Here is a 17,167-nt window from a genome sequence, read left to right on the forward strand (position 1 = left end):
GGGACTAGATTGTCCTGATGGGTTCCCTTGACGAGGTCGCGAAGCGTGACGGCTGGCGCTGCTGGGTGTGTGACGAGCCGGTCGATCCGGACATGTCCGTGAACGATCCGCGGGGGCCGAGCGTCGACAGCCGTACCGCTGACCGCAAGGCCAAGGTCGCGGAGCGCCTCGCGCACCGGGCGTGCAACACCCGCAAGGGCGCTGTCAAGGTGGTCATCGCCTGGCCGGACCGGCTCAACGTGGTGGAACCCGCGCCGCTGATCACCGTGGCCGAGCGCCTCGAGCGCAAGGGCGGCCGCGAGCTGGTGGCCCGCTGCCCGAGCAAGCGGGACGCCCAGGAGGCGGCGGACTGGCTGGTCGACCGGTTCTCCCGGCTCGTGCCCGGCCTGCCGGTGACCGCGACCGTCGACGCGGGCGGCGGCCAGTTCCTGGTCGCGCTCGCCACCGGCCGCCGCTGAACGTCCCGTGTCCGGCCGCTGCGCTGCCTCCGCCCGGGGAGTGGGAATGTGATCGAGGGAGTTGCGGCGGCGGGGCAGCATCACCGTCATGAAGGTGCATGAACGAATCGACGGGCGGCTGCGGGCGTTCATCGAGGCCCAGCCGATGTTCTTCGTCGCCACCGCGCCGGCCGGGCCCGGCGGGCATGTCAACGTCTCGCCGAAGGGCATGGGCGGCACGTTCGCGGTGCTCGGCGAGCACCGGGTCGCCTACCTGGACTATCACGGCAGCGGCGCCGAGACGACGGCCCACCTGAGCGAGAACGGCCGGATCACCCTGATGTTCTGCGCGTTCCAGGGCCCGCCGAACATCGTCCGGCTGCACGGCCGGGGCCGCGCGGTGCCGGTCACCGAGCCGGAGTTCCCCGACCTGCTGCGCCTGTTCGCGGCGGCGCCGGACACCCACGGCGTCCGGTCGGTGATCGACGTCGCGGTCGACCGGGTCAGCGACTCCTGCGGGTACGCGGTGCCGCTGATGTCCTACGAGGGCGATCGTGACCTGCTGCTGCGCTCGCACGGCCGGCGCACCGACGCCGACCTGGCCGAGTACCGCCGGGTGAAGAACGGCCACAGCATCGACGGCCGCCCGATCTTCGCCGAGACCCCCGCGACCGGGAGCTGACATCCGGCAACGCCGGCGTCAGGCGTCGACGCGGTAGCGGGCGAAGATCGTGCCCTTCGAGAACGTGTGCTGCTCGATCAATGTCAGGTCGTGGCGGACGCCGCCCTGGAGGGCTCGGGTGCCGCCGCCGACGATCACCGGGCAGATGACCAGGCAGACCTCGTCGATCAGGCCGGCCCGGTAGGCCTCGCCGGCCAGGGTCGCGCCGCCGATCGCCAGGTCCTGGGTGGCCGACTCCTTCAGGGCGCGGACCGCCTCCGGATCGAAGGTGCGCTCGACGCGGGTGCGGGCGGTGCGCGGCTCGGTCAGCGTGGACGAGTACACGATCTTGTCGGAGGACCGCCAGATCTCGCTGTAGTCGAGGATGTAATCCGGGGCGCCGGGCTCCTCGTGCGCGGTCTCCCAGAACGACATCACCTCGTAGAGCCGCCGCCCGTACAGGTGGGTGCCGATGCCCCGGTCCAGGTCGTTCATGAAGCGGTGCACCTCCTCGACCGGCTCGGCCCAGCCGAACTTGCCGTTCTCGTCGTTGACGCACCCGTCGAGGGACACGATGTCGATATTGATCAGCTTGGCCATCGGAACGCCTCCGCATCCGGTTGCACATTGCAACCGGTCAATAGCCTAGGCGGACCGCTTGCAGAGCGCAACCGGTGTGGTCAGCCCGCTCGGGTGCGGAACTCGTGGACCGGGCGCCAGCGATCGTGCAGCGTCGTGATCAGGGAGATCATGGTCAGGAAGAACAGCGTGTCGTAGCCGTCGATCCGCAGCCCGAGCAGCACGTTGGCGACGACGGAGAGCCCGATGTTGAGCACCAGGCGGGCCGCGAAGGCGAGCGCCGTGGAGCGAATGGTCCAGCTGCGCCGGGCAAGGGCCAGCGAAATCGCCGCATTGAGTACGACGGCGATGCCTACGCCGATGAACAACTCGCCCGTGCTCCCGGTGAAGTCGGGCAGCATCTGCCCGAAGACGCAGCAGATCAGCCCGAGCAGCAGCGCCTTCTCCGCGGTGTTCCAGGAGAGGACCCGATCGTTGCGGATGCGCCAGGCGCTCTGCTCGTGCGGCTCGTCGATCGGCGCGGGCAGCGGCTCCGGGCGGATCCGCCAGTCCCAGTCGGCCGGGCGCAGCCGGGGCCGGACCAGTCGCTGGAACGTGACCACGAGTCCGGCGAGCAGGGCGACGATGAGCCCGAGGATCCACCGGTGCGCGGCGATCTCGTCGGTGAGGTCGAGCCGGGCGACGTGCAGCCACCACTCCTGCGGCAGCTTCACCACCACCCAGATGATGCCGGCGAGACTGAGCCACCAGGTGGTCAGCAGGGTGACCGGGGACCAGCGGGACCGGATGGTCTCGTACGCGATGAAGAAGTACTCGAAGACGTTGGGGAAGACCAGCAGCAGCCAGCGGGCCTGCGTCAGCTCGAAGATCAGGGCGCCGGCGAGCCGGTAGAAGAACAGGAACCGGGAGATCCGGAACGCCGCCTCACTGGTCCAGTTGCGCAGCGTCGAGAGATAGGCGATCGCCAGGTAGTAGACGTCCATCGCCTTGTCGTAGGACTGGTAACCGGGAGGGTCGTACCCGAAGGTCTGGAAAATGGTTTGATCGACGCCGTCCAGGACCAGGCAGGCGATCACCGCCGGCAGCGGGAAGTACGGGATGGCCAGCGGTAGCAGGAAACGGGCCGCGACGACGGCGAGGAAGACCACTGCGACGCCGGCGCTCATGATCCGCATCCTCGCACGATGCGCGCGAGGGATCAGCCGGGCTCGGACTCGTGCCCGGCCGGGTGGGTGCGCAGTAGGCCGTCGTAGGCCCGCGCGGCGGTGATCTCGCCGGTGACCACCCGGTGGATCGTGCGGGTGATCGGCATCGGCAGCCCGTGCCGGTCGGCCAGCCGGACCGCGGCGTGCACGGTCTTGACCCCCTCGGCCACCTGGCCCATCTCGGCGAGGATGTCGTCCAGGCTCCGCCCGCGGCCGAGCTGCTCACCGACGTGCCGGTTGCGGCTGTGCGGGCTGATGCACGTCGCCACCAGGTCACCCATCCCGGCCAGCCCGGCGAGCGTGCTCGGCTCGCCGCCCATCGCGACCGCCAGGGTGGTCAGCTCGGCCAGCCCGCGCGAGATCACCCCGGCCCGGGTGTTGTCGCCGACGCCCAGACCCTGCGCGATGCCGGTGGCGATCGCGACGACGTTCTTCAACGCCCCGCCGACCTCACAGCCGATCACGTCGTGGTTGGTGTAGACGCGCAGCAGGCCACGCCGGAACACCCGCTGGATCTCGGTCGCGACGGTCAGGTCCTCGGTCGCGATCACGGTGGCCGCCGCCATCCCCGCCATGATCTCCTTGGCCAGGTTGGGGCCGGTCAGCGCGGCGGCCGGGTGTCCCGGCAGCACCTGTTTGATCACCTCGGTCATCCGGGACAGCGAGTCGCGTTCCAGGCCCTTGCTGAGGCTCACCACCGGAATCCACGGGTGCAGATCCGGCCGGACCGATTCCAGGGTGGTGCGGAACGCTCCGGTCGGCACCCCGACGACCAGCAGCTCGGCATGGGCCGCGGCGTCGGCCAGGTCCGGGGTGGCGCGAAGCCGGTCCGGAAGCGGGAAACCCGCCAGGTAACGATCGTTGGTGTGCTTCGCGTTGATCTCGTCGGCGGTGGCCGGGTTGCGCGCCCAGATCAGCGACTCGTGATCCCGGCGGGTCAGCACGGACGCGACAGTGGTTCCCCAGGAGCCGGCGCCCAGCACGGTGATTCGCACAATCAAACTCCTTGGGTACGGGGGCGGGTCAGCCCTTCGTCTCGATCTCCGCGCGCATGTCGGGGAAGTCGCCCTTTACGTCGACGGCGGTCTCGTAGAAGAACAGGAACATGCCGACGCTGCCCTCGTCGGCCCAGCCGCAGAGTGCCACGTTCTCCTTGCCGATGACGCTGTCGCCGCACTGCGCCACACCGCCGAGCGCGCCGGTGCTGGCGGGTGAGACCCCGGTGAGCTGGCTCTCCCCGCTGAACGACTGGAACATCGTGTCGAGCATCCGCTGCGGGTCGTCGATGTCCACCTCGGCCGCGAGCGCGGCGATCAGCTTCTTCTGGCCCAGGGCGCCGTAGGCGGCCCCGAACGCGTTCGCCGCGCCGGGATAGCCCTCCAGCTCCTTCTCCAGTTCCGTGGTGAGCGAGGACAGCTCCTCGGCCTCGATCTTGTCGTGGCCGTTCAGCGTGTCCGGCTCGCTGATCGTGATCGTGTCCTGGGGATCGGTCACCGTCGCGCTCGGGACGGCGCTGGCGCTCTCGCCCTGCGCGACCGCGCCCCGGTCGTTCCCGTTCAGCCTCTTGCCGGCCAGATAGGAGACGGCGCCGCCGCCCACGAGCAGGACCAGCGCGATCGCCACCGACAGCAGGATGATCGCCGGGGTCCGTGACCTGGCCGGCGGAGCCGGGGGCGGCGTCATCGGAAACGTCGGCGGCATATACCCGGCGTGCGCCGGGCCGGAGTGCGCAGGGCCGGACTGTGCCGGGCCGGGGTGCGGGGAGCCGGGATGGCCGTAGCCGGGCTGGTCGAAGAGCGGCTGCGTGTGCTGCGGCGTCTCGAAGGGGTCGACAGGCGGCGGGTATGTCATCGACGCTCCAGTGGTCGAACTGTCTGTGGATACTAGCGACGAGCAGTAGAGCGACGGATGGCGGCAGGCTGCGCGCTTGGCAATCTCGAATCGGAACACGGCTCATCAGGGCCTACCCGATTTAGGAGATTTATCGTGTCAATCCGCAAGTCTCGGGTCGCCCTCGCCGGCGTCCTGGCCGCGTCCGTGCTCGCTCTGATCCCGACCGGCGCGTCGGCCAGCACCCCGGCTGCCGCCACCGGGAAGTCCACCCAGGCCGGCAAGCCCGCGGTCAAGCCGACCGTCGTGCTGGTCCACGGCGCCTGGGCCGACGCCTCCGGCTGGAACGCCGTCACCCAGCGGCTGCAGGCCAAGGGCTACACCGTCATCGCCCCACCGAACCTGCTGCGCAGCCTGGACGAGGACAGCGACTACCTGAAGAGCTTCCTCGCCACCATCAGCGGCCCGATCGTGCTGGTCGGCCACTCCTACGGCGGCGCGGTCATCACCTCCGCCGCCACCGGCAACCCGAACGTGAAGTCGCTGGTCTACATCTCCGCCTACGCCCCCGACCAGGGCGAGACCATCGCCGACGCCGGCGCCCTCAACGGCGGCGACAACTCGGTCCTCGTCTCCCACCTGATCAAACGGCCCTACCCGAACTCGACCGGCGCCGTCGACACCACCGTCGACCCGGCCTGGTTCCCCAAGCTGTTCGCCGCCGACGCCCCGCTCAGCGAGACCAAGCTGATGGCCACCCAGCAGCGCCCGCTCTCCTCGGCCGCCTTCACCGGCGAGATGGGCGTCCCCGCCTGGAAGTCCATCACCTCCTACTACCTGGTCTCGCTCGACGACAAGACCATCCCCCCGGTCGCCGAGAAGGCCATGGCCGCCCGCGCCGCCAAGGGCCGCACCGTCGAGATCCACAGCTCGCACGCCGCGATGGTCGCCCACCCCGCCCAGGTGACCGACCTGATCCTGCGAGCCGCCCGCTCCTGACCGCCCGGCACGCCCCGGGGACCCGTTCGTGGGTACCCCGGGGCGATCCGGCTCCCGTAGCGTGGGGACGTCATGTCTGCCCCGGCGTCCTACGGCCCCGACCGCCTGTCCGATCTGGACCGCCCGGCGGCCGGCGCCGGCACGTGGCCGCTCTGGCGGGTCCTCGCCCTTGTCGTGATCTTCTACGCCGCGGGCGCCTCGCTGGCCTTCCTCGGCTTCGGGGCGCCGTCGATCGTGGTGCTGTTCCTGCCGGCCGGCATCACACTGTCAGCGCTGCTGCTCAACCCCCGTACCCGATGGCCCTGGATTCTGCTCGCGGTGGCGGTCACCGAGGTCGTGGTGGACGTGTCGCACGGCATGTCGCCGCGCTGGGTCTGGGGGTTCGCGCTGGCCAACACCGCGGAGCCGCTGATCGGCGCGCTGCTGCTGCGCCGGTACGTGCCCGGCGACGTGGACCTGCTGCGCCGCGATCACCTGGCCGCGTTCCTCGCCTGCTGTGTCGGCGCCGGCCCGGCGGCCGGCAGCCTGATCGGCGCCACCATGCTGGCGCTCAGCATCGGCCTGCCGTGGCCGCAGTCGGTGGTGTCGTTCTGGGCCGGTGACGCCACCGGTGTGCTCGTCGTCGCCGGGTGCGTGCTGGCCTGGTGGCACAGCCGCCACGGCCGGCCGGTCGGCGCGCGCTGGCCGCTGGGGATGGCGCTGGCGGTGCTCGCCACTGTCGCCGGTTTCTGGCCACCGCACGTGCCGCTGTTCTACCTGCCCATTCCGGTGCTGTTCGCGCTGGCGTTCACGCAGCCGCTGCCGGTCACCATGACCGCGGCCCTGGCGACCACCGTGACGGCGAACCTGATGACCAGCACCGGTCACGGCCCGTGGGTGTCGGCCGGCACCTCCGACCAGTGGCAGACCCTGACGCTGCAGGTCTTCCTGGTCAGCACGATCCTCGGCGCCCTGCTGCTGGCGGTCGGCGTGGCCGAGCGCGACCTCGCCCGCCGCGACACCTCGCTGGAACGGGAGGCCCGGTTGCGGCTGCACGCGTTGCAGGTGCTGACGACGGACCTGGCGACGGCGGCCACCTCGGAGGCGATCGCGCAGGCCATCGTCCGGGAGGGCATCGGCCTGGCCGCCGACCAGGGCAGCGCCGCGATCATCTCGCCCGGCGGCGCCGGGCTGATGCTCTGGACCACCGGTGGCCGGCCGGCCGGCGTCCCCGGTTCCCTCGACGCGGACACGCCGCACACCGCCGCGATCCGGCTGCGCCGGCCGGTGCTGCACCAGACACGCCAGGACATCGAGGCCGCGTTCCCGCAGATGGCCCCGGACTATCGGGCGCTGGGCATCCACAGTGGGGTGTGCGTGCCGATCCCCGGTGACGACGACGCGCCGCTGGGGGCGCTGACGTTCGGCTTCCATCGCGAGCACGGCGTCGACGCCGACGTGCTCTCCTTCGCCGACGCGCTGGCCAGCCTCACCGGGCAGGCTCTGCGCCGGGCGCAGACCTACGAGCAGGAGATCAGTGCCGCGCACCAGTTGCAGCAGGCCCTGCTGCCGGTGGTGGCGGCGGACGGGCTGCCCGGTGTCCGGGTCAGCGCCGACTACCGGCCCGCCGACCTCGCCCACCAGGTGGGCGGGGACTGGTACGACGTGTTCGCCCTGCCCGGCGGCCGGATCGGGTTCGCCGTCGGTGACGTGGTCGGCCACCACGTGACGGCGGCCGCGGCGATGGCCCGCCTGCAGTCGGCGCTGCGCTTCGTCGCACAGACCGCGCGGCATCCCGCCCAGGTCCTCGACGACCTCGACCGGGCCAGCGCGGTCATCCCCGACTCGATGATGGCCACCGTCGGATTCGCCGACTACGACCCGGTGACCCGGCTGCTGCGGTTCGCCTGCGCCGGGCATCCGCCGCCGCTGCTGGTCACCGGCAACGACGCCCGGTTCCTGTGGGACGGCCGGTCGCTGCCGCTCGGCGTCGGCGCGACCGCCCGGCAGCACGCGGAGTGCGTCCTGGCGGACCAGGCCGTCGTGGTCTGGTACACCGACGGCCTGGTGGAACGGCCCGGCCAGCACATCGCTGCGTCCATGCAGCGGCTCGCCGACGCGGCCGGGCGGCACGGTTCCGGCGACGCCCACGCGCTGCGCCCGCACCTCATGCGGCACATGGTCGGCGACCGGACGCTCGGCGACGACACCGCCATCCTGTGTGTCCAGTTCACCCCGGCGGCCCACGGCGGTTGACACCGGTGACGGGTGCCGCAGATGCTGACAGGGCTGCCACTCCCGGGGAAGGTTCATGTCGGACTTCCAGATACGCACCGCCACCCATGCGGGCCGGATCGTCGTGTCCGTCGCCGGCGAGTGCGATCTGCGCCATCGCGACGAGATGACCACCGCACTGGAAGCGGCCGTGCGGGCCGCCCCGGTGGTCGCCGTCGACCTGGGCGCCGTGCGCTTCCTCGACTCCAGCGGCCTGCACGCCCTGGTCTCCGCCCGCCAGGCCGCGAGCCGCCGGGACGGCGTCGTCTACGTCGTCAACGCCACCGGCACGGTCGCCATGGTGCTGGAGATGACCGGCGTCCTGCAGCTGCTGCGACCACCGGCATGAGCATGGACTACCACAAACCCGAAGACCTTCCTTCGGTACGGGGATTCGTCCGCGCCCGGGCACAAGCAGCCGGCCTGGACGAAGGCGCCGTGGAGGCCATGGCGATCGCGGTCAGCGAGCTGGTCACCAACACGTTGCAGCACACCACCGGCGGCGGTCAGGTCCGGGTCTGGGCCGAGAACTCCTCGGTGTTCTGCGAGGTGGCGGACGGCGGGACCCTGCCGGCCTTCCCCCGGGCGATGCCGGCGGCGGACGCCGAGCGCGGGCGCGGGCTGGCCATCGTGGAGATGCTCTGCGACGACGTGACGGCGATCGCCGAACCGGGGCGCACGGTCGTCCGCATGCGGTTCGCGACCAAGCCGAGGGCGTGACGCCGGCCGATCAGCCGGTCCGCCGAACGCGGCGCTGTTCAGCCGACCGGGCCGAACCAGGCTGATCAACCGCCGGGCCGAACGCGGCCGGTCAGCCGGGCAGGCCGAACGCGGCGGACAGCCCGGTCACCGCGATCGCCTTGGCGACCGGCGGCGACGGGCTCACCAGCGTCAGCGTGACACCGGCCGCCGCGGCCGAGTTGCGGGCGCTGATCAGCGCGCCCAGCGCGTACGAGTCGATCAGCGTGACCCGGGAGACGTCCACCTGCAGGAACCGGCACGGGGAGGCCTGTGCGGCGGCCGCGAGGTTGTCCCGGACCTCGTCGGCGTCCGCGAGGTCCAGCTCCCCGGCCAGCGCGGCCCGCAGGGTGATCCCGTCACTGCTGGTCTCATACATGATCAACGCGCTCCCCGGCATGCGTCGACCGTATCGGCCGCCGGGGCGGCCCGCCCGGTGAGGGGGTCCCGGTACGGATCGACGCGGCCGTCGCGGAGGCCCGCGGGCCCGGGAAGTCCCTGATCAGGGGGCGGGTGGGCTGACCCTTGCGGGCCGTGCTGCCACCCTGGCGGATGAACTGCGGCGAACAGCCACGGCGCGGTGAGCACGATCGTTACGGTGCCGGTGTGACTACCGAGAGAGATGACCGAAGCGCCTTCCGGCGCAGCGCCGGCCGGATCGCCGCCGTGACCATGATCGGGCTGCTCGCCTCCACCGGCGCCGCCACCGCCGTCCGGGCCGACCCGCACCCCGCGCGCACCGCCGGGGCCGCCGGGGTGCCGTCCCGGAGCGTCATGCCCGGCACAGCCGGGATCATCGCGGTGCGCCCGGACGGGAAGGTGTTCGCCACCGCCAGCACCGGGAAGGTGAAGCAGTGGAACACGGCGACCGGCGGCCCGGCCGGGACGTCGTTCGCCGCCCACGCCGGCCCCCTGCACGCCATCGTGTTCAGCCCGGACGGCAAGCTCCTGGCCGTCGCGGGGGACCGGGGGGCGTCGATCTGGGACGCCGGGAGCGGAGAGCGGTCCGGTCCGGTGCTGACCGGCCACGGCGGGCCGGTGCGGTCGGTGGCGTTCAGCCCGTCCGGGCGCCTGGTCGCCACCGCCGGTGACGACGGCACGGTCCGGCTGTGGAACGCCGCCACCGGCGACCCGGTGCGCACCCTGACCGGGCACACCGGCGGGGTACGGTCGGTCGTGTTCAGCCCGGACGGCAGGCTGCTCGTGACGGCCGGCGCGACCGGCCGCGACAAGACCACCGACGCGGATGACGACAACACCGTCCGGCTGTGGCGCACCGGCACCGGCCGGCCGGTCGGCGAGGCGCTGTCGATCAGCCCCGGCCCGGTGTTCGCGGTGAGCTTCACCCCGGACGGGGAGCTCCTGGCCACCTCCGGCGGCGGCCGGGTCGTCCGGCTGTGGGACACGGCGACCGCCGATCCCGACGGCGACCCGCTGGTCAGCAGCTCCGCGCCGGTGTTCGCGCTCACGTTCAACGCCGGCGGCAAGCTGCTGGCCACCTCGTCCGGCGGCGACAACACCGTGCAGCTGTGGGACACGGCGTCGCGCCGGCCGGCCACCGCGCCGCTCACCGGTCACACCGGCCCGGTCCGGGCCATGCGGTTCAGCCCGGGCGGGAACCTGCTGGCCACCGGCAGCGACGACGGAACCGTGCGGCTGTGGGACGCGGCGACCGGCAAACCCGAGGGCAAGCCGCTGACCGGCCACGACGGACCGGTCTGGGCGCTGCGGTTCACACCGGACGGCAAACGCCTGATCACCGCCGGCGCGGACGAGCGGGTGCGGCTGTGGACGCTCGCCACGCGAGACCCGGCCTGACCCGGACGATCGGCTCGGGACCGACCGGAGACAGGCGTAGAGACAGGCGAAAGGGCGGCCCGCACCAGCGGGACGCCCTTTTCGGCCTGGCGGGGGGGTTGTCAGTACCAGACTTTTCGGCCACCGACCGGGCGGCCGACAGCGCCGAGGATCCAGAGCACGGCGCCGATCACCAGGAGAACGATGCCGATCGTGTAGAGGATCGACACGTCCAACAGAACGCCCAACAGCAGAAGAATGAGTCCGAGTGCCAGCATGACTGTGCTCCGTTCCATCGGCGGGTCTCTCCCGCCGGACGCTGCTGTACCCGGTCCATCGAAATATCAATCAACCTCCACGTCGGCCCGCGCCGGCGGCGGGGTGGCGGCGGCCGTGGCGGGCCGGACCAGCAGCGACAGCGGCACGGTCAGCAGCGCCACCGCGGCCGCCGCGAGGAACCCGGCGCCCGCCTCGCCGGTGCCGTCGATCAGCTGACCGGCGGTGGCCGAGCCGAGCGCGTAACCGGCCCACGTGGACGCCCCCATCCAGGCGTACGCCTCGGTCCGGAAGCGTTCCGGCGCCGCCTCGCCGAGCACCACCTGAATGAGGGTGTCCTGCGGGCCGGTCACCATCCCCGCCGCGAGCAGCAGCACGGCGAGCACCAGCAGCGTCGGCGCCCCGCCGGCGGCGGCGAGCACGAGCGTCACCGCCGCGTGGGTCAGCGCGAGCTGCGGGCCCGGCGCGCCCCGGCGGCGCCGGCTGCCGTAGATCAGGGCGCTGACCACCGAGCCGACGCAGAGCGCGGCGACCAGCACGCCGGCCACGTCGCGGTGGCCGGCGCCGGTGGCAGCGGCCGGGCCGCCGACCATCACCGCGCCGAACGTGAACGCGCTCAGGGTGATGACGGCGAGGATCAGCCGTACCTGGCCGGTGGCGAGCGGGCCCAGATAGTCGCGGCGGGCCCCGGTGCGGGCCGGCGGGCGCCGCCGCAGGGCGGGCGTGGCGACGAGCAGCAGGACGCCGGTGGCGAGGATCGCAGCGACCACCCCCAGCACCACGATCGGGCGGGTGACCAGCAGCAGCGCGGAGACGAGCACGGGACCGCAGACGTACATCGTCTCGTTGAGCGCGCCGTCGAGCGCGAAGGCGGTGGGCAGCCGCTCGGCGCCGACGAGCGACGGCCAGGTGGCGCGGGCCACCGGTCCGCACGGTGGCGCGGTGACGCCGAGCGCTGCCGCACCGGCGATCAGCGCCCCGGCCGGCCACGCGCCGAGCAGGGCGGCGGCCATCACCCCGTACCCCAGAAGGTGTGCCGTCAGCAGGCCGAGGAGGATGCGATGCGCGGGGTAGCGGTCGATCAGCCGGGAGCTGAACGGCACGCACACGGCGACGGCGACCGCGTAACCGGTGAGGGCGAGACCGGCGGACGCGTAGGAACCGCCGGCGTCGACCACGGCGAGCAGCAGGGTGAGCGTCAGCATCGGCGGGGCCAGCCGAGTCGTGACGATCGCGAGGATCAGCCGGGGCACCTCGGGCACGGCGAACAGGTCGCGATAGGCGCGCATGCAACCCATTGTTCAACATCGATGCTTACGTGGCGGCCGGTCCGCGTCCGTCCGGGTGCCGTTCGCTGATCCGCCGGGCCGCCCGCCGCACCGGTTGAGTCACCCGGCCCCCGGCGGGTATCACATTGAGGACGGACGATGTGGTCGGCGGCGGGGGAGGCTACCAATGGTGGACCGGGAACACAGGGCGCCGCGGGACCGGTTGCTGGCCCCCGACGAGTGGCGGCGACTGCGTGCCGCCCGGCTGGCGGCGCTCGCGGACGCCCCGGACGCCCTGCTGCCCGCTCAGCCCCCGGAGTCCACCTGGTCGGAGCAGCGCTGGCGGTCGTCGTGGCGGGACGCCCTCTGGGTGGTGGCGGAGTCGGGCACCGAGACGGTCGGGCTGGCCCGGCTCTCCTGGACCGGGACCGGCGCCTACGTCGAATCGGTCTGGACCCGGCGCGACCATCGGCAGCGCGGGGTGGCGTCGGCCCTGGTCCGCCGGCTCATCGCCGAGCACCCGGCGGATCGGGGGGAGATCTTCGTCTGGGTCGTCCAGCCGAACGACGCCGCGATGCGCCTGTACGCGTCACTGGGTTTCGAGACCACGAAGGTCACCCAGTGGCTTTCCGCCCTGAACCGGGTCGAGGAGCAGCTGCGCCTCAACGGCGGGCGCCCGCGAGGCTGAGCGGGGCGTGCCCGAAGCTGGCCTGCCGCCATCGGGTGATCCCGAGCTCCGCGAACGCCTCCGGGTGATCGCACCGCTTGTCGCGGGCGGCCAGGCTCCGGACGGCGAACGCGCTCTGGTCCTCCTCCCAGGCTCGCAGGAACGCGACGCAATCCGCCGGGCGGATCCGGTCGAGCTGGAACAGCGCCTCGTTCAGCGACTTCACGGCCTGGACGTGTTCGCGGGCGGCGTGCTGCCGGCGGAGGTCCTGGATCAGCCCCGCCCGTTCCTCGATGAAGCGTTCCCAGTAGCCGCCGGTCGCCCGGGACACGTCCGACCCGTCGTTGAAGAGCGCGTAGAGTCCTTCGGCGACCAGATCTCCGAACTCCTCGACGGCGGCCCGCTGCGGGTCCTCGAACGGATCGAACTCCAGCTGCCGCACCTCACCCGCGTCCGCCACGCCGTTCCGGCGGGCCTCGCCGGCGAGCGCGAACCAGTCCTCGTTGTAGACGTCCGGGAAGACGTCCAGCTCGTCGGCCGCCACGCGGACGCCCAGCGCGGCGCCGCTGACGAAGATGCCCTGCGGCCGGCCGAGCTCGCGGATCGCGTGGCAGACGACCGAGTTGTCCGGGAAGCTGACCGTCCGCAGCCCGGCGTACCGGTTGGCGCCGAGGTGGTGCGCGACCCGGGCCACGTGGTGCGGGGTGAGCCGGATGATGTCGTCGTCGACGAACATGATCTTCTGCCAGCCCAGGTGCCGGGCGAGCAGCAGGCCGAGGTTGCGCTTGAGGCTGAGGTTGCTCGACCGGCCGGCGCTGAGCACCCGGAACCGTTCCGCCGACGTGGCCGGGGTGAGCAGCCCGGGCCCGTCGTCCGGGATCCCGGCGAGCAACGCGCGGCAGCCCGGGATGCGAGCCACCTCCGCCGCGGCCTCGTCGAGGTCGCAGCCGTGCGAGGCCAGGACGACGAGGGTGGTGTCACAGGCGGCGGCCAGCCTCGCGACCGTACGCAGGCGGTGGGCCCGGCGTGCGGCGGGCACCACGATGGCGTCCACCGGCCCGCCGGTCGGCCGGAGAGCCGGGTCCCAGGCGACGCGCCGCAGCAACTGGTTGTGGTGCGCCCGCTGTCCAGCGCGGCTCATGCGCGGTCCTTCCGGGATTTCGGCGCCACGGCGGGCTCGTCCGGCCAGGCGAAGAGGATGTTCCGGGAGTCCTGCAGGTCGGGGGAGAGGGCTCGGCCGTGGAAGACGGGGACGCGGATGAGCAGGCCGTACACGCCTTCGGGGAAGCGGCGGGCGAGGAGGGCCTCATTGGCCTCCCGGACCTGGGCGTCGGTGAGCGTGCGGACCGCCCCCAGGACGCCGCGGCTGTGGATGCCGTTGCACAGCGTCAGGGTCCGGCTGGAGTTGAACGGGTTGGGCACCCGCGCCAGCAGCGCGACGTCCTCCTCCAGTTCACGGCTCTGCTCGTCGCCGTCCGACCAGACCGGCTTGAAGCGTCTCTCGTCGTCGCCGTGACCCACCGCGAAGATCTCGCCGGTCTTCAGCGTGGGCGTGTCGTCGATCTGCCGGACCGGGAGATCCGCGAGCATCCGCAGGAGCCGGCGGGTGACCGGGTTCCAGCCGATGCCACCGATCAGGACCAGGTGCCCGGAGAGATCGTCGGCCTCCACCTTGGACGCCGGCTTGAAGAAGACCGGCAGCGTCGGGTCGTTCTCGGCCCGGATGTGACCGTGCAACTCGATCAGGGCGTCCAGGTCGGCGAACTGATGCGCCGTGGTGTGGTTCGGATGGGCCTCGTCCGCGAGCGGGCCGACCGCGTCCTTTCCCGCGTCCGGCACGACGATCACGACCGGGCCGCCGTCGGCGAAGAACCAGGAACGGTGCGAGGCGGCCCGGGCCGCGTCGGCGGGGGCCGGCCCGCCACGAGCCTGATCGATGAGGTCGGTCAGCTCGCCGAGCATCCGCCGGCGTTCCTCCTCCTGCTCCGGGGAGAGGCGGGCGGCGGGGACCAGCCGGCGTGGGGTGCCGGTCAGCGTGTGCAACCGGGCGTACGGCTCGGCCCGGTTCTCCGGTAGCAGGACCGGCTCCTTCGGCCGTTCCCACGAGGACACCGCGGCGGCGCTCACCTGCTTGCCGTCCTCTGTGAAGATCACGGCGAGTTCGTTCTGGGTGAGCCGGGCCTGCTCGCGGAGCCCACGCAACCGCTGGGCCAGCTGGATCGCACCTGGTGTCGCCATGAGCGCCACCTCCCGGATTCTGTTATCCGTGGGTCGTGTGAGGCCTTGTTGACAAGGAGTTACCGGAGTAGATTCGAGTTGTCTCTAACTGATTGAAGTTGACTAAACTTAACTCTACTTGAGACAACTTGAGTCAACCAGGCTAGCATAGCGCGAAAGCAGACCGAGGGTGGCCGGTATGCGAAGCGACACGCCCCAGCCGCAGGAGACGAAGGAGCGGCTGATCGAGGACGGACTTCAGGCGGTGACCGTGAAGTACCGTCAGAGGCTCGCGCGCGACCTGCTGCTCGGGCCGGCGCGGCTGCCCCTGGCGTGGCTCAGTCCCCGCCAGCGCGCGTTTCTCGCGCTCCGCCCGGATGCCGCGATCATTGCCACCGGCACCGCTCACGCGGCCGGCGTCGAGCTCGTCCATCACGTGATCCAGCTCTGCGACCACCTCGTCCCGCAGCTGGTCGACGACTTCCTGGCCGGGCGCGAGCTCGACGGGCCGGCGCGCGCCGGCCTGCGCCAGCGGGCGCCGGCGGTCGTCCGCGACGTGCTGCTCCGATCCTGTTCCACCTGGCCGGCCTACGGGATCGAGGCGCTGGACGCGAATGCCCGGGCCGCCGTCGACGCGGCGCTCACCAGCGAGCTGGCCCGCGGCGCCACAGCGGATCCGCCGATCGCGGCTCTGCCCGAGGCCGGACCGGCCGACCAGCGGCACCACGAGGAGCGGGTGCTCTTCCTGACCTCCAGCACGCACGACCGGCACCGGCGGGTCCAGGGACACCTGTGGGAGGAGCAGGCCCGCCACGGGGTCAGCGTCGCGATCACTCTGGTGTCGTCCGCGGCGATCGCGGTGCTCTATCTGGTGATCGTCCTGGTGGCGCGCCGGATCGACCAGGCCATGACGGTCAAGGAGGCCATGGCGCTGGCGGGCGCCGCGCTGGCCAGCGGCGGCCTCGGGATCCTCGGCGCGAGCCTCAGGGAGAAGCTGACCCGTGGCCGGTCCGGGAGCGAGCCACCGCCTGCCCGATCCGGCGACGCAGATCAGGCCCGGCCAGAGCCCCGCTGACCAGTCCGCAGACGACTGTCACGGCGAGAGCCACGGCGAACGATCCGCCGGCGCCGGGAAGGCGGGCCGCGAGCAGGCCCGCGCCGGCCGCCACCGAGGCGATGACGGCGAGGGCGAGAACCACGTAGCTCACCGCGGCCACCGGGTAACGGCCTGCGGGTCGATGCGTCCGGGCTGCCACGATTCGTAACTTACGGCGTTGCCGGCGACAGCGGCACCACCGAACGGCCCATGCCGCGCCGAGGCGCCTCAGCCACGGGGCGGCCTCCGTCGTACGGTCCGGGCCACCACGACCGCCGCCAGTCCCGCGCTCCCGAGCAGGACCACCGCACCCGCCCAGGCCACCGATCGCAGCGGCCCGGCCGCCGGCCCCGCCGTCGTGCTGGTCACCCAGCCGGCCAGGGAGTCGACCCGGGCGCTGTAGTCCGGGCCGGTGTGCGGGCAGCTCGGCCCGGAGCTGACCACGGCCACGAGGGCGACCCGGCCGCCGGGCTCCTGCCGGAAGTACGGCCCGCCCGAGTCGTGCGGGCACGGGCTGGTGTCCGCCCGCGGTGAGCGCCCGGACGTCTCGATCAGCGCAGCACCGACCGCGTCGACGGTGAACGTCCCGGTCTGCAACCGGTCCGGCGGCCGGGTCGCGTCACCGTCGCCGGTCAGCCCGAACCCGGCCAGCCGCAGCACCTCACCGGGCCGCGGCGCCGGACCGGCTAGCGGGATCGGCGGGACGTCGGTGACCGCCTCACCCAGCTCGGCCAGCGCCACGTCGGCGCCCTCGGCCTGGACCGCGCCGACCACCTCGACCTCGTGGCCGTCCGCGCCGCTCAGTTCGGCGCGCCCGACGACCGCGGTGGTCCGCTCGGCGACGGTACGGCTGACCCGCCGGCCGTCCGCGTCCCGGAAGCAGTGGCCGGCGGTGATCACCCAGCGGGGCGCGATCAGCGCTCCGGAGCACCAGCTGTCCCGGGTGCCGCCGCCCTCGGCGGGCAGTCCGGTCATCGTCAGCATCACCGCGAACCGGTAGGCCCGGTCCGGCGCGTCGTCGCCGTTCGCGATCGCGGCGGCCGGCCGCGCCGGACAGAGCACGGCGGCGGCCAGCGCGAGGACGACGAGCAGGTTGCGAGAAGACACGAGCATGCCGCACATGCTGCGCACCGGGCGGTCCGGT

At 72.6% G+C, this 17,167-nt stretch carries 19 protein-coding genes; 9 read left to right on the plus strand and 10 right to left on the minus strand.

Annotated elements, in window-relative coordinates; all coding sequences use genetic code 11:
* Positions 1-17: 17 nt before the first annotated feature.
* Together AB0F72_RS25750 and AB0F72_RS25755 are read left to right on the plus strand one after the other, a co-directional pair.
* Positions 18-458: a hypothetical protein gene (locus tag AB0F72_RS25750; RefSeq protein WP_360435907.1), complete on the plus strand. Its 441-nt coding sequence runs from the start codon at positions 18-20 to the stop codon at positions 456-458.
* Between the two features lie 88 nt (positions 459-546).
* Complete coding sequence (locus tag AB0F72_RS25755; RefSeq protein WP_360435909.1) at positions 547-1,119, plus strand: pyridoxamine 5'-phosphate oxidase family protein; 573 nt, start codon at positions 547-549, stop codon at positions 1,117-1,119.
* A gap of 18 nt (positions 1,120-1,137) precedes the next feature.
* On the opposite strand, the gene AB0F72_RS25760 is transcribed toward AB0F72_RS25755, so the two are convergent.
* The 4 genes from AB0F72_RS25760 to AB0F72_RS25775 all read right to left on the minus strand — a co-directional run bounded on the left by AB0F72_RS25760 (position 1,138) and on the right by AB0F72_RS25775 (position 4,733).
* Positions 1,138-1,698 (minus strand): dihydrofolate reductase family protein, encoded by a 561-nt coding sequence (locus tag AB0F72_RS25760; protein ID WP_360435911.1) that lies wholly within the window; start codon positions 1,696-1,698, stop codon positions 1,138-1,140.
* A gap of 80 nt (positions 1,699-1,778) precedes the next feature.
* Positions 1,779-2,843, minus strand: a complete 1,065-nt coding sequence (locus AB0F72_RS25765) for a hypothetical protein (RefSeq protein WP_360435913.1) — start codon at positions 2,841-2,843, stop codon at positions 1,779-1,781.
* Positions 2,844-2,875: 32 nt separating this feature from the next.
* Entirely contained in the window at positions 2,876-3,877 is a 1,002-nt protein-coding gene (locus AB0F72_RS25770) for an NAD(P)H-dependent glycerol-3-phosphate dehydrogenase (protein WP_360435915.1), read from the minus strand.
* 28 nt (positions 3,878-3,905) lie between these two features.
* Complete coding sequence (locus AB0F72_RS25775; protein ID WP_360435917.1) at positions 3,906-4,733, minus strand: hypothetical protein; 828 nt, start codon at positions 4,731-4,733, stop codon at positions 3,906-3,908.
* Positions 4,734-4,868: 135 nt separating this feature from the next.
* Between AB0F72_RS25775 and AB0F72_RS25780 the strand changes: the two genes are divergently transcribed.
* The 4 genes from AB0F72_RS25780 (at position 4,869) to AB0F72_RS25795 (ending at position 8,684) form a co-directional block, all read left to right on the plus strand.
* On the plus strand, positions 4,869-5,711 hold the full coding sequence (locus AB0F72_RS25780; RefSeq protein ID WP_360435919.1) for an alpha/beta hydrolase: 843 nt from the start codon (positions 4,869-4,871) through the stop codon (positions 5,709-5,711).
* Positions 5,712-5,783: 72 nt separating this feature from the next.
* Positions 5,784-7,946, plus strand: coding sequence for a SpoIIE family protein phosphatase (locus AB0F72_RS25785; protein ID WP_360435921.1), 2,163 nt, complete (start codon positions 5,784-5,786; stop codon positions 7,944-7,946).
* Between the two features lie 55 nt (positions 7,947-8,001).
* Positions 8,002-8,313, plus strand: coding sequence for an STAS domain-containing protein (locus AB0F72_RS25790; protein ID WP_360435923.1), 312 nt, complete (start codon positions 8,002-8,004; stop codon positions 8,311-8,313).
* Positions 8,310-8,684 carry an ATP-binding protein gene (locus tag AB0F72_RS25795; protein WP_360435925.1) on the plus strand — a complete coding sequence of 125 codons (375 nt, stop codon included), beginning with the start codon at positions 8,310-8,312 and terminating at the stop codon, positions 8,682-8,684. The genes AB0F72_RS25790 and AB0F72_RS25795 overlap by 4 nt, the downstream gene beginning before the upstream one ends.
* A 91-nt stretch (positions 8,685-8,775) precedes the next feature.
* Here AB0F72_RS25795 and AB0F72_RS25800 read toward each other — a convergent pair whose 3' ends face one another.
* Positions 8,776-9,102, minus strand: coding sequence for an STAS domain-containing protein (locus AB0F72_RS25800; protein WP_360435927.1), 327 nt, complete (start codon positions 9,100-9,102; stop codon positions 8,776-8,778).
* 206 nt (positions 9,103-9,308) lie between these two features.
* Here AB0F72_RS25800 and AB0F72_RS25805 point away from each other — a divergent pair, with 206 nt between their 5' ends.
* Entirely contained in the window at positions 9,309-10,520 is a 1,212-nt protein-coding gene (locus AB0F72_RS25805; protein WP_360435929.1) for a WD40 repeat domain-containing protein, read from the plus strand.
* 101 nt (positions 10,521-10,621) lie between these two features.
* On the opposite strand, the gene AB0F72_RS25810 is transcribed toward AB0F72_RS25805, so the two are convergent.
* Both AB0F72_RS25810 and AB0F72_RS25815 read right to left on the minus strand, forming a co-directional pair.
* A complete protein-coding gene (locus AB0F72_RS25810) occupies positions 10,622-10,747 on the minus strand; it encodes a hypothetical protein (protein ID WP_360436111.1) in 126 nt (41 codons plus the stop codon).
* A gap of 96 nt (positions 10,748-10,843) precedes the next feature.
* Positions 10,844-12,064 (minus strand): MFS transporter, encoded by a 1,221-nt coding sequence (locus AB0F72_RS25815; RefSeq protein WP_360435931.1) that lies wholly within the window; start codon positions 12,062-12,064, stop codon positions 10,844-10,846.
* Between the two features lie 166 nt (positions 12,065-12,230).
* Here AB0F72_RS25815 and AB0F72_RS25820 point away from each other — a divergent pair, with 166 nt between their 5' ends.
* On the plus strand, positions 12,231-12,731 hold the full coding sequence (locus AB0F72_RS25820) for a GNAT family N-acetyltransferase (protein WP_360435933.1): 501 nt from the start codon (positions 12,231-12,233) through the stop codon (positions 12,729-12,731).
* On the opposite strand, the gene AB0F72_RS25825 is transcribed toward AB0F72_RS25820, so the two are convergent.
* Together AB0F72_RS25825 and AB0F72_RS25830 are read right to left on the minus strand one after the other, a co-directional pair.
* Positions 12,706-13,851 carry a hypothetical protein gene (locus tag AB0F72_RS25825; RefSeq protein WP_360435935.1) on the minus strand — a complete coding sequence of 382 codons (1,146 nt, stop codon included), beginning with the start codon at positions 13,849-13,851 and terminating at the stop codon, positions 12,706-12,708. The genes AB0F72_RS25820 and AB0F72_RS25825 overlap by 26 nt on opposite strands.
* On the minus strand, positions 13,848-14,948 hold the full coding sequence (locus tag AB0F72_RS25830; protein WP_360435937.1) for a helix-turn-helix transcriptional regulator: 1,101 nt from the start codon (positions 14,946-14,948) through the stop codon (positions 13,848-13,850). The genes AB0F72_RS25825 and AB0F72_RS25830 overlap by 4 nt, the downstream gene beginning before the upstream one ends.
* Positions 14,949-15,126: 178 nt before the next feature.
* Here AB0F72_RS25830 and AB0F72_RS25835 point away from each other — a divergent pair, with 178 nt between their 5' ends.
* Positions 15,127-16,002 (plus strand): hypothetical protein, encoded by an 876-nt coding sequence (locus AB0F72_RS25835; protein ID WP_360435939.1) that lies wholly within the window; start codon positions 15,127-15,129, stop codon positions 16,000-16,002.
* Between the two features lie 249 nt (positions 16,003-16,251).
* Here the strand turns inward: AB0F72_RS25835 and AB0F72_RS25840 are convergent, their stop codons facing one another.
* Positions 16,252-17,136: a trypsin-like serine protease gene (locus AB0F72_RS25840; protein WP_360435941.1), complete on the minus strand. Its 885-nt coding sequence runs from the start codon at positions 17,134-17,136 to the stop codon at positions 16,252-16,254.
* Positions 17,137-17,167: the final 31 nt, after the last annotated feature.

The organism is Actinoplanes sp. NPDC023936, from assembly GCF_040639325.1.
Classification (GTDB): domain Bacteria; phylum Actinomycetota; class Actinomycetes; order Mycobacteriales; family Micromonosporaceae; genus Actinoplanes.

Coding starts and splice junctions, on each gene's coding strand:
- AB0F72_RS25750 (WP_360435907.1), top strand. CDS start 18: ATGGGTTCCCTTGACGAGGTCGCGAAGCGTGACGGCTGGCGCTGCTGG.
- AB0F72_RS25755 (WP_360435909.1), top strand. CDS start 547: ATGAAGGTGCATGAACGAATCGACGGGCGGCTGCGGGCGTTCATCGAG.
- AB0F72_RS25760 (WP_360435911.1), bottom strand. CDS start 1,698: ATGGCCAAGCTGATCAATATCGACATCGTGTCCCTCGACGGGTGCGTC.
- AB0F72_RS25765 (WP_360435913.1), bottom strand. CDS start 2,843: ATGAGCGCCGGCGTCGCAGTGGTCTTCCTCGCCGTCGTCGCGGCCCGT.
- AB0F72_RS25775 (WP_360435917.1), bottom strand. CDS start 4,733: ATGACATACCCGCCGCCTGTCGACCCCTTCGAGACGCCGCAGCACACG.
- AB0F72_RS25785 (WP_360435921.1), top strand. CDS start 5,784: ATGTCTGCCCCGGCGTCCTACGGCCCCGACCGCCTGTCCGATCTGGAC.
- AB0F72_RS25790 (WP_360435923.1), top strand. CDS start 8,002: ATGTCGGACTTCCAGATACGCACCGCCACCCATGCGGGCCGGATCGTC.
- AB0F72_RS25795 (WP_360435925.1), top strand. CDS start 8,310: ATGAGCATGGACTACCACAAACCCGAAGACCTTCCTTCGGTACGGGGA.
- AB0F72_RS25800 (WP_360435927.1), bottom strand. CDS start 9,102: ATGCCGGGGAGCGCGTTGATCATGTATGAGACCAGCAGTGACGGGATC.
- AB0F72_RS25815 (WP_360435931.1), bottom strand. CDS start 12,064: ATGCGCGCCTATCGCGACCTGTTCGCCGTGCCCGAGGTGCCCCGGCTG.
- AB0F72_RS25820 (WP_360435933.1), top strand. CDS start 12,231: ATGGTGGACCGGGAACACAGGGCGCCGCGGGACCGGTTGCTGGCCCCC.
- AB0F72_RS25825 (WP_360435935.1), bottom strand. CDS start 13,851: ATGAGCCGCGCTGGACAGCGGGCGCACCACAACCAGTTGCTGCGGCGC.
- AB0F72_RS25830 (WP_360435937.1), bottom strand. CDS start 14,948: ATGGCGACACCAGGTGCGATCCAGCTGGCCCAGCGGTTGCGTGGGCTC.
- AB0F72_RS25835 (WP_360435939.1), top strand. CDS start 15,127: ATGCGAAGCGACACGCCCCAGCCGCAGGAGACGAAGGAGCGGCTGATC.
- AB0F72_RS25840 (WP_360435941.1), bottom strand. CDS start 17,136: ATGCTCGTGTCTTCTCGCAACCTGCTCGTCGTCCTCGCGCTGGCCGCC.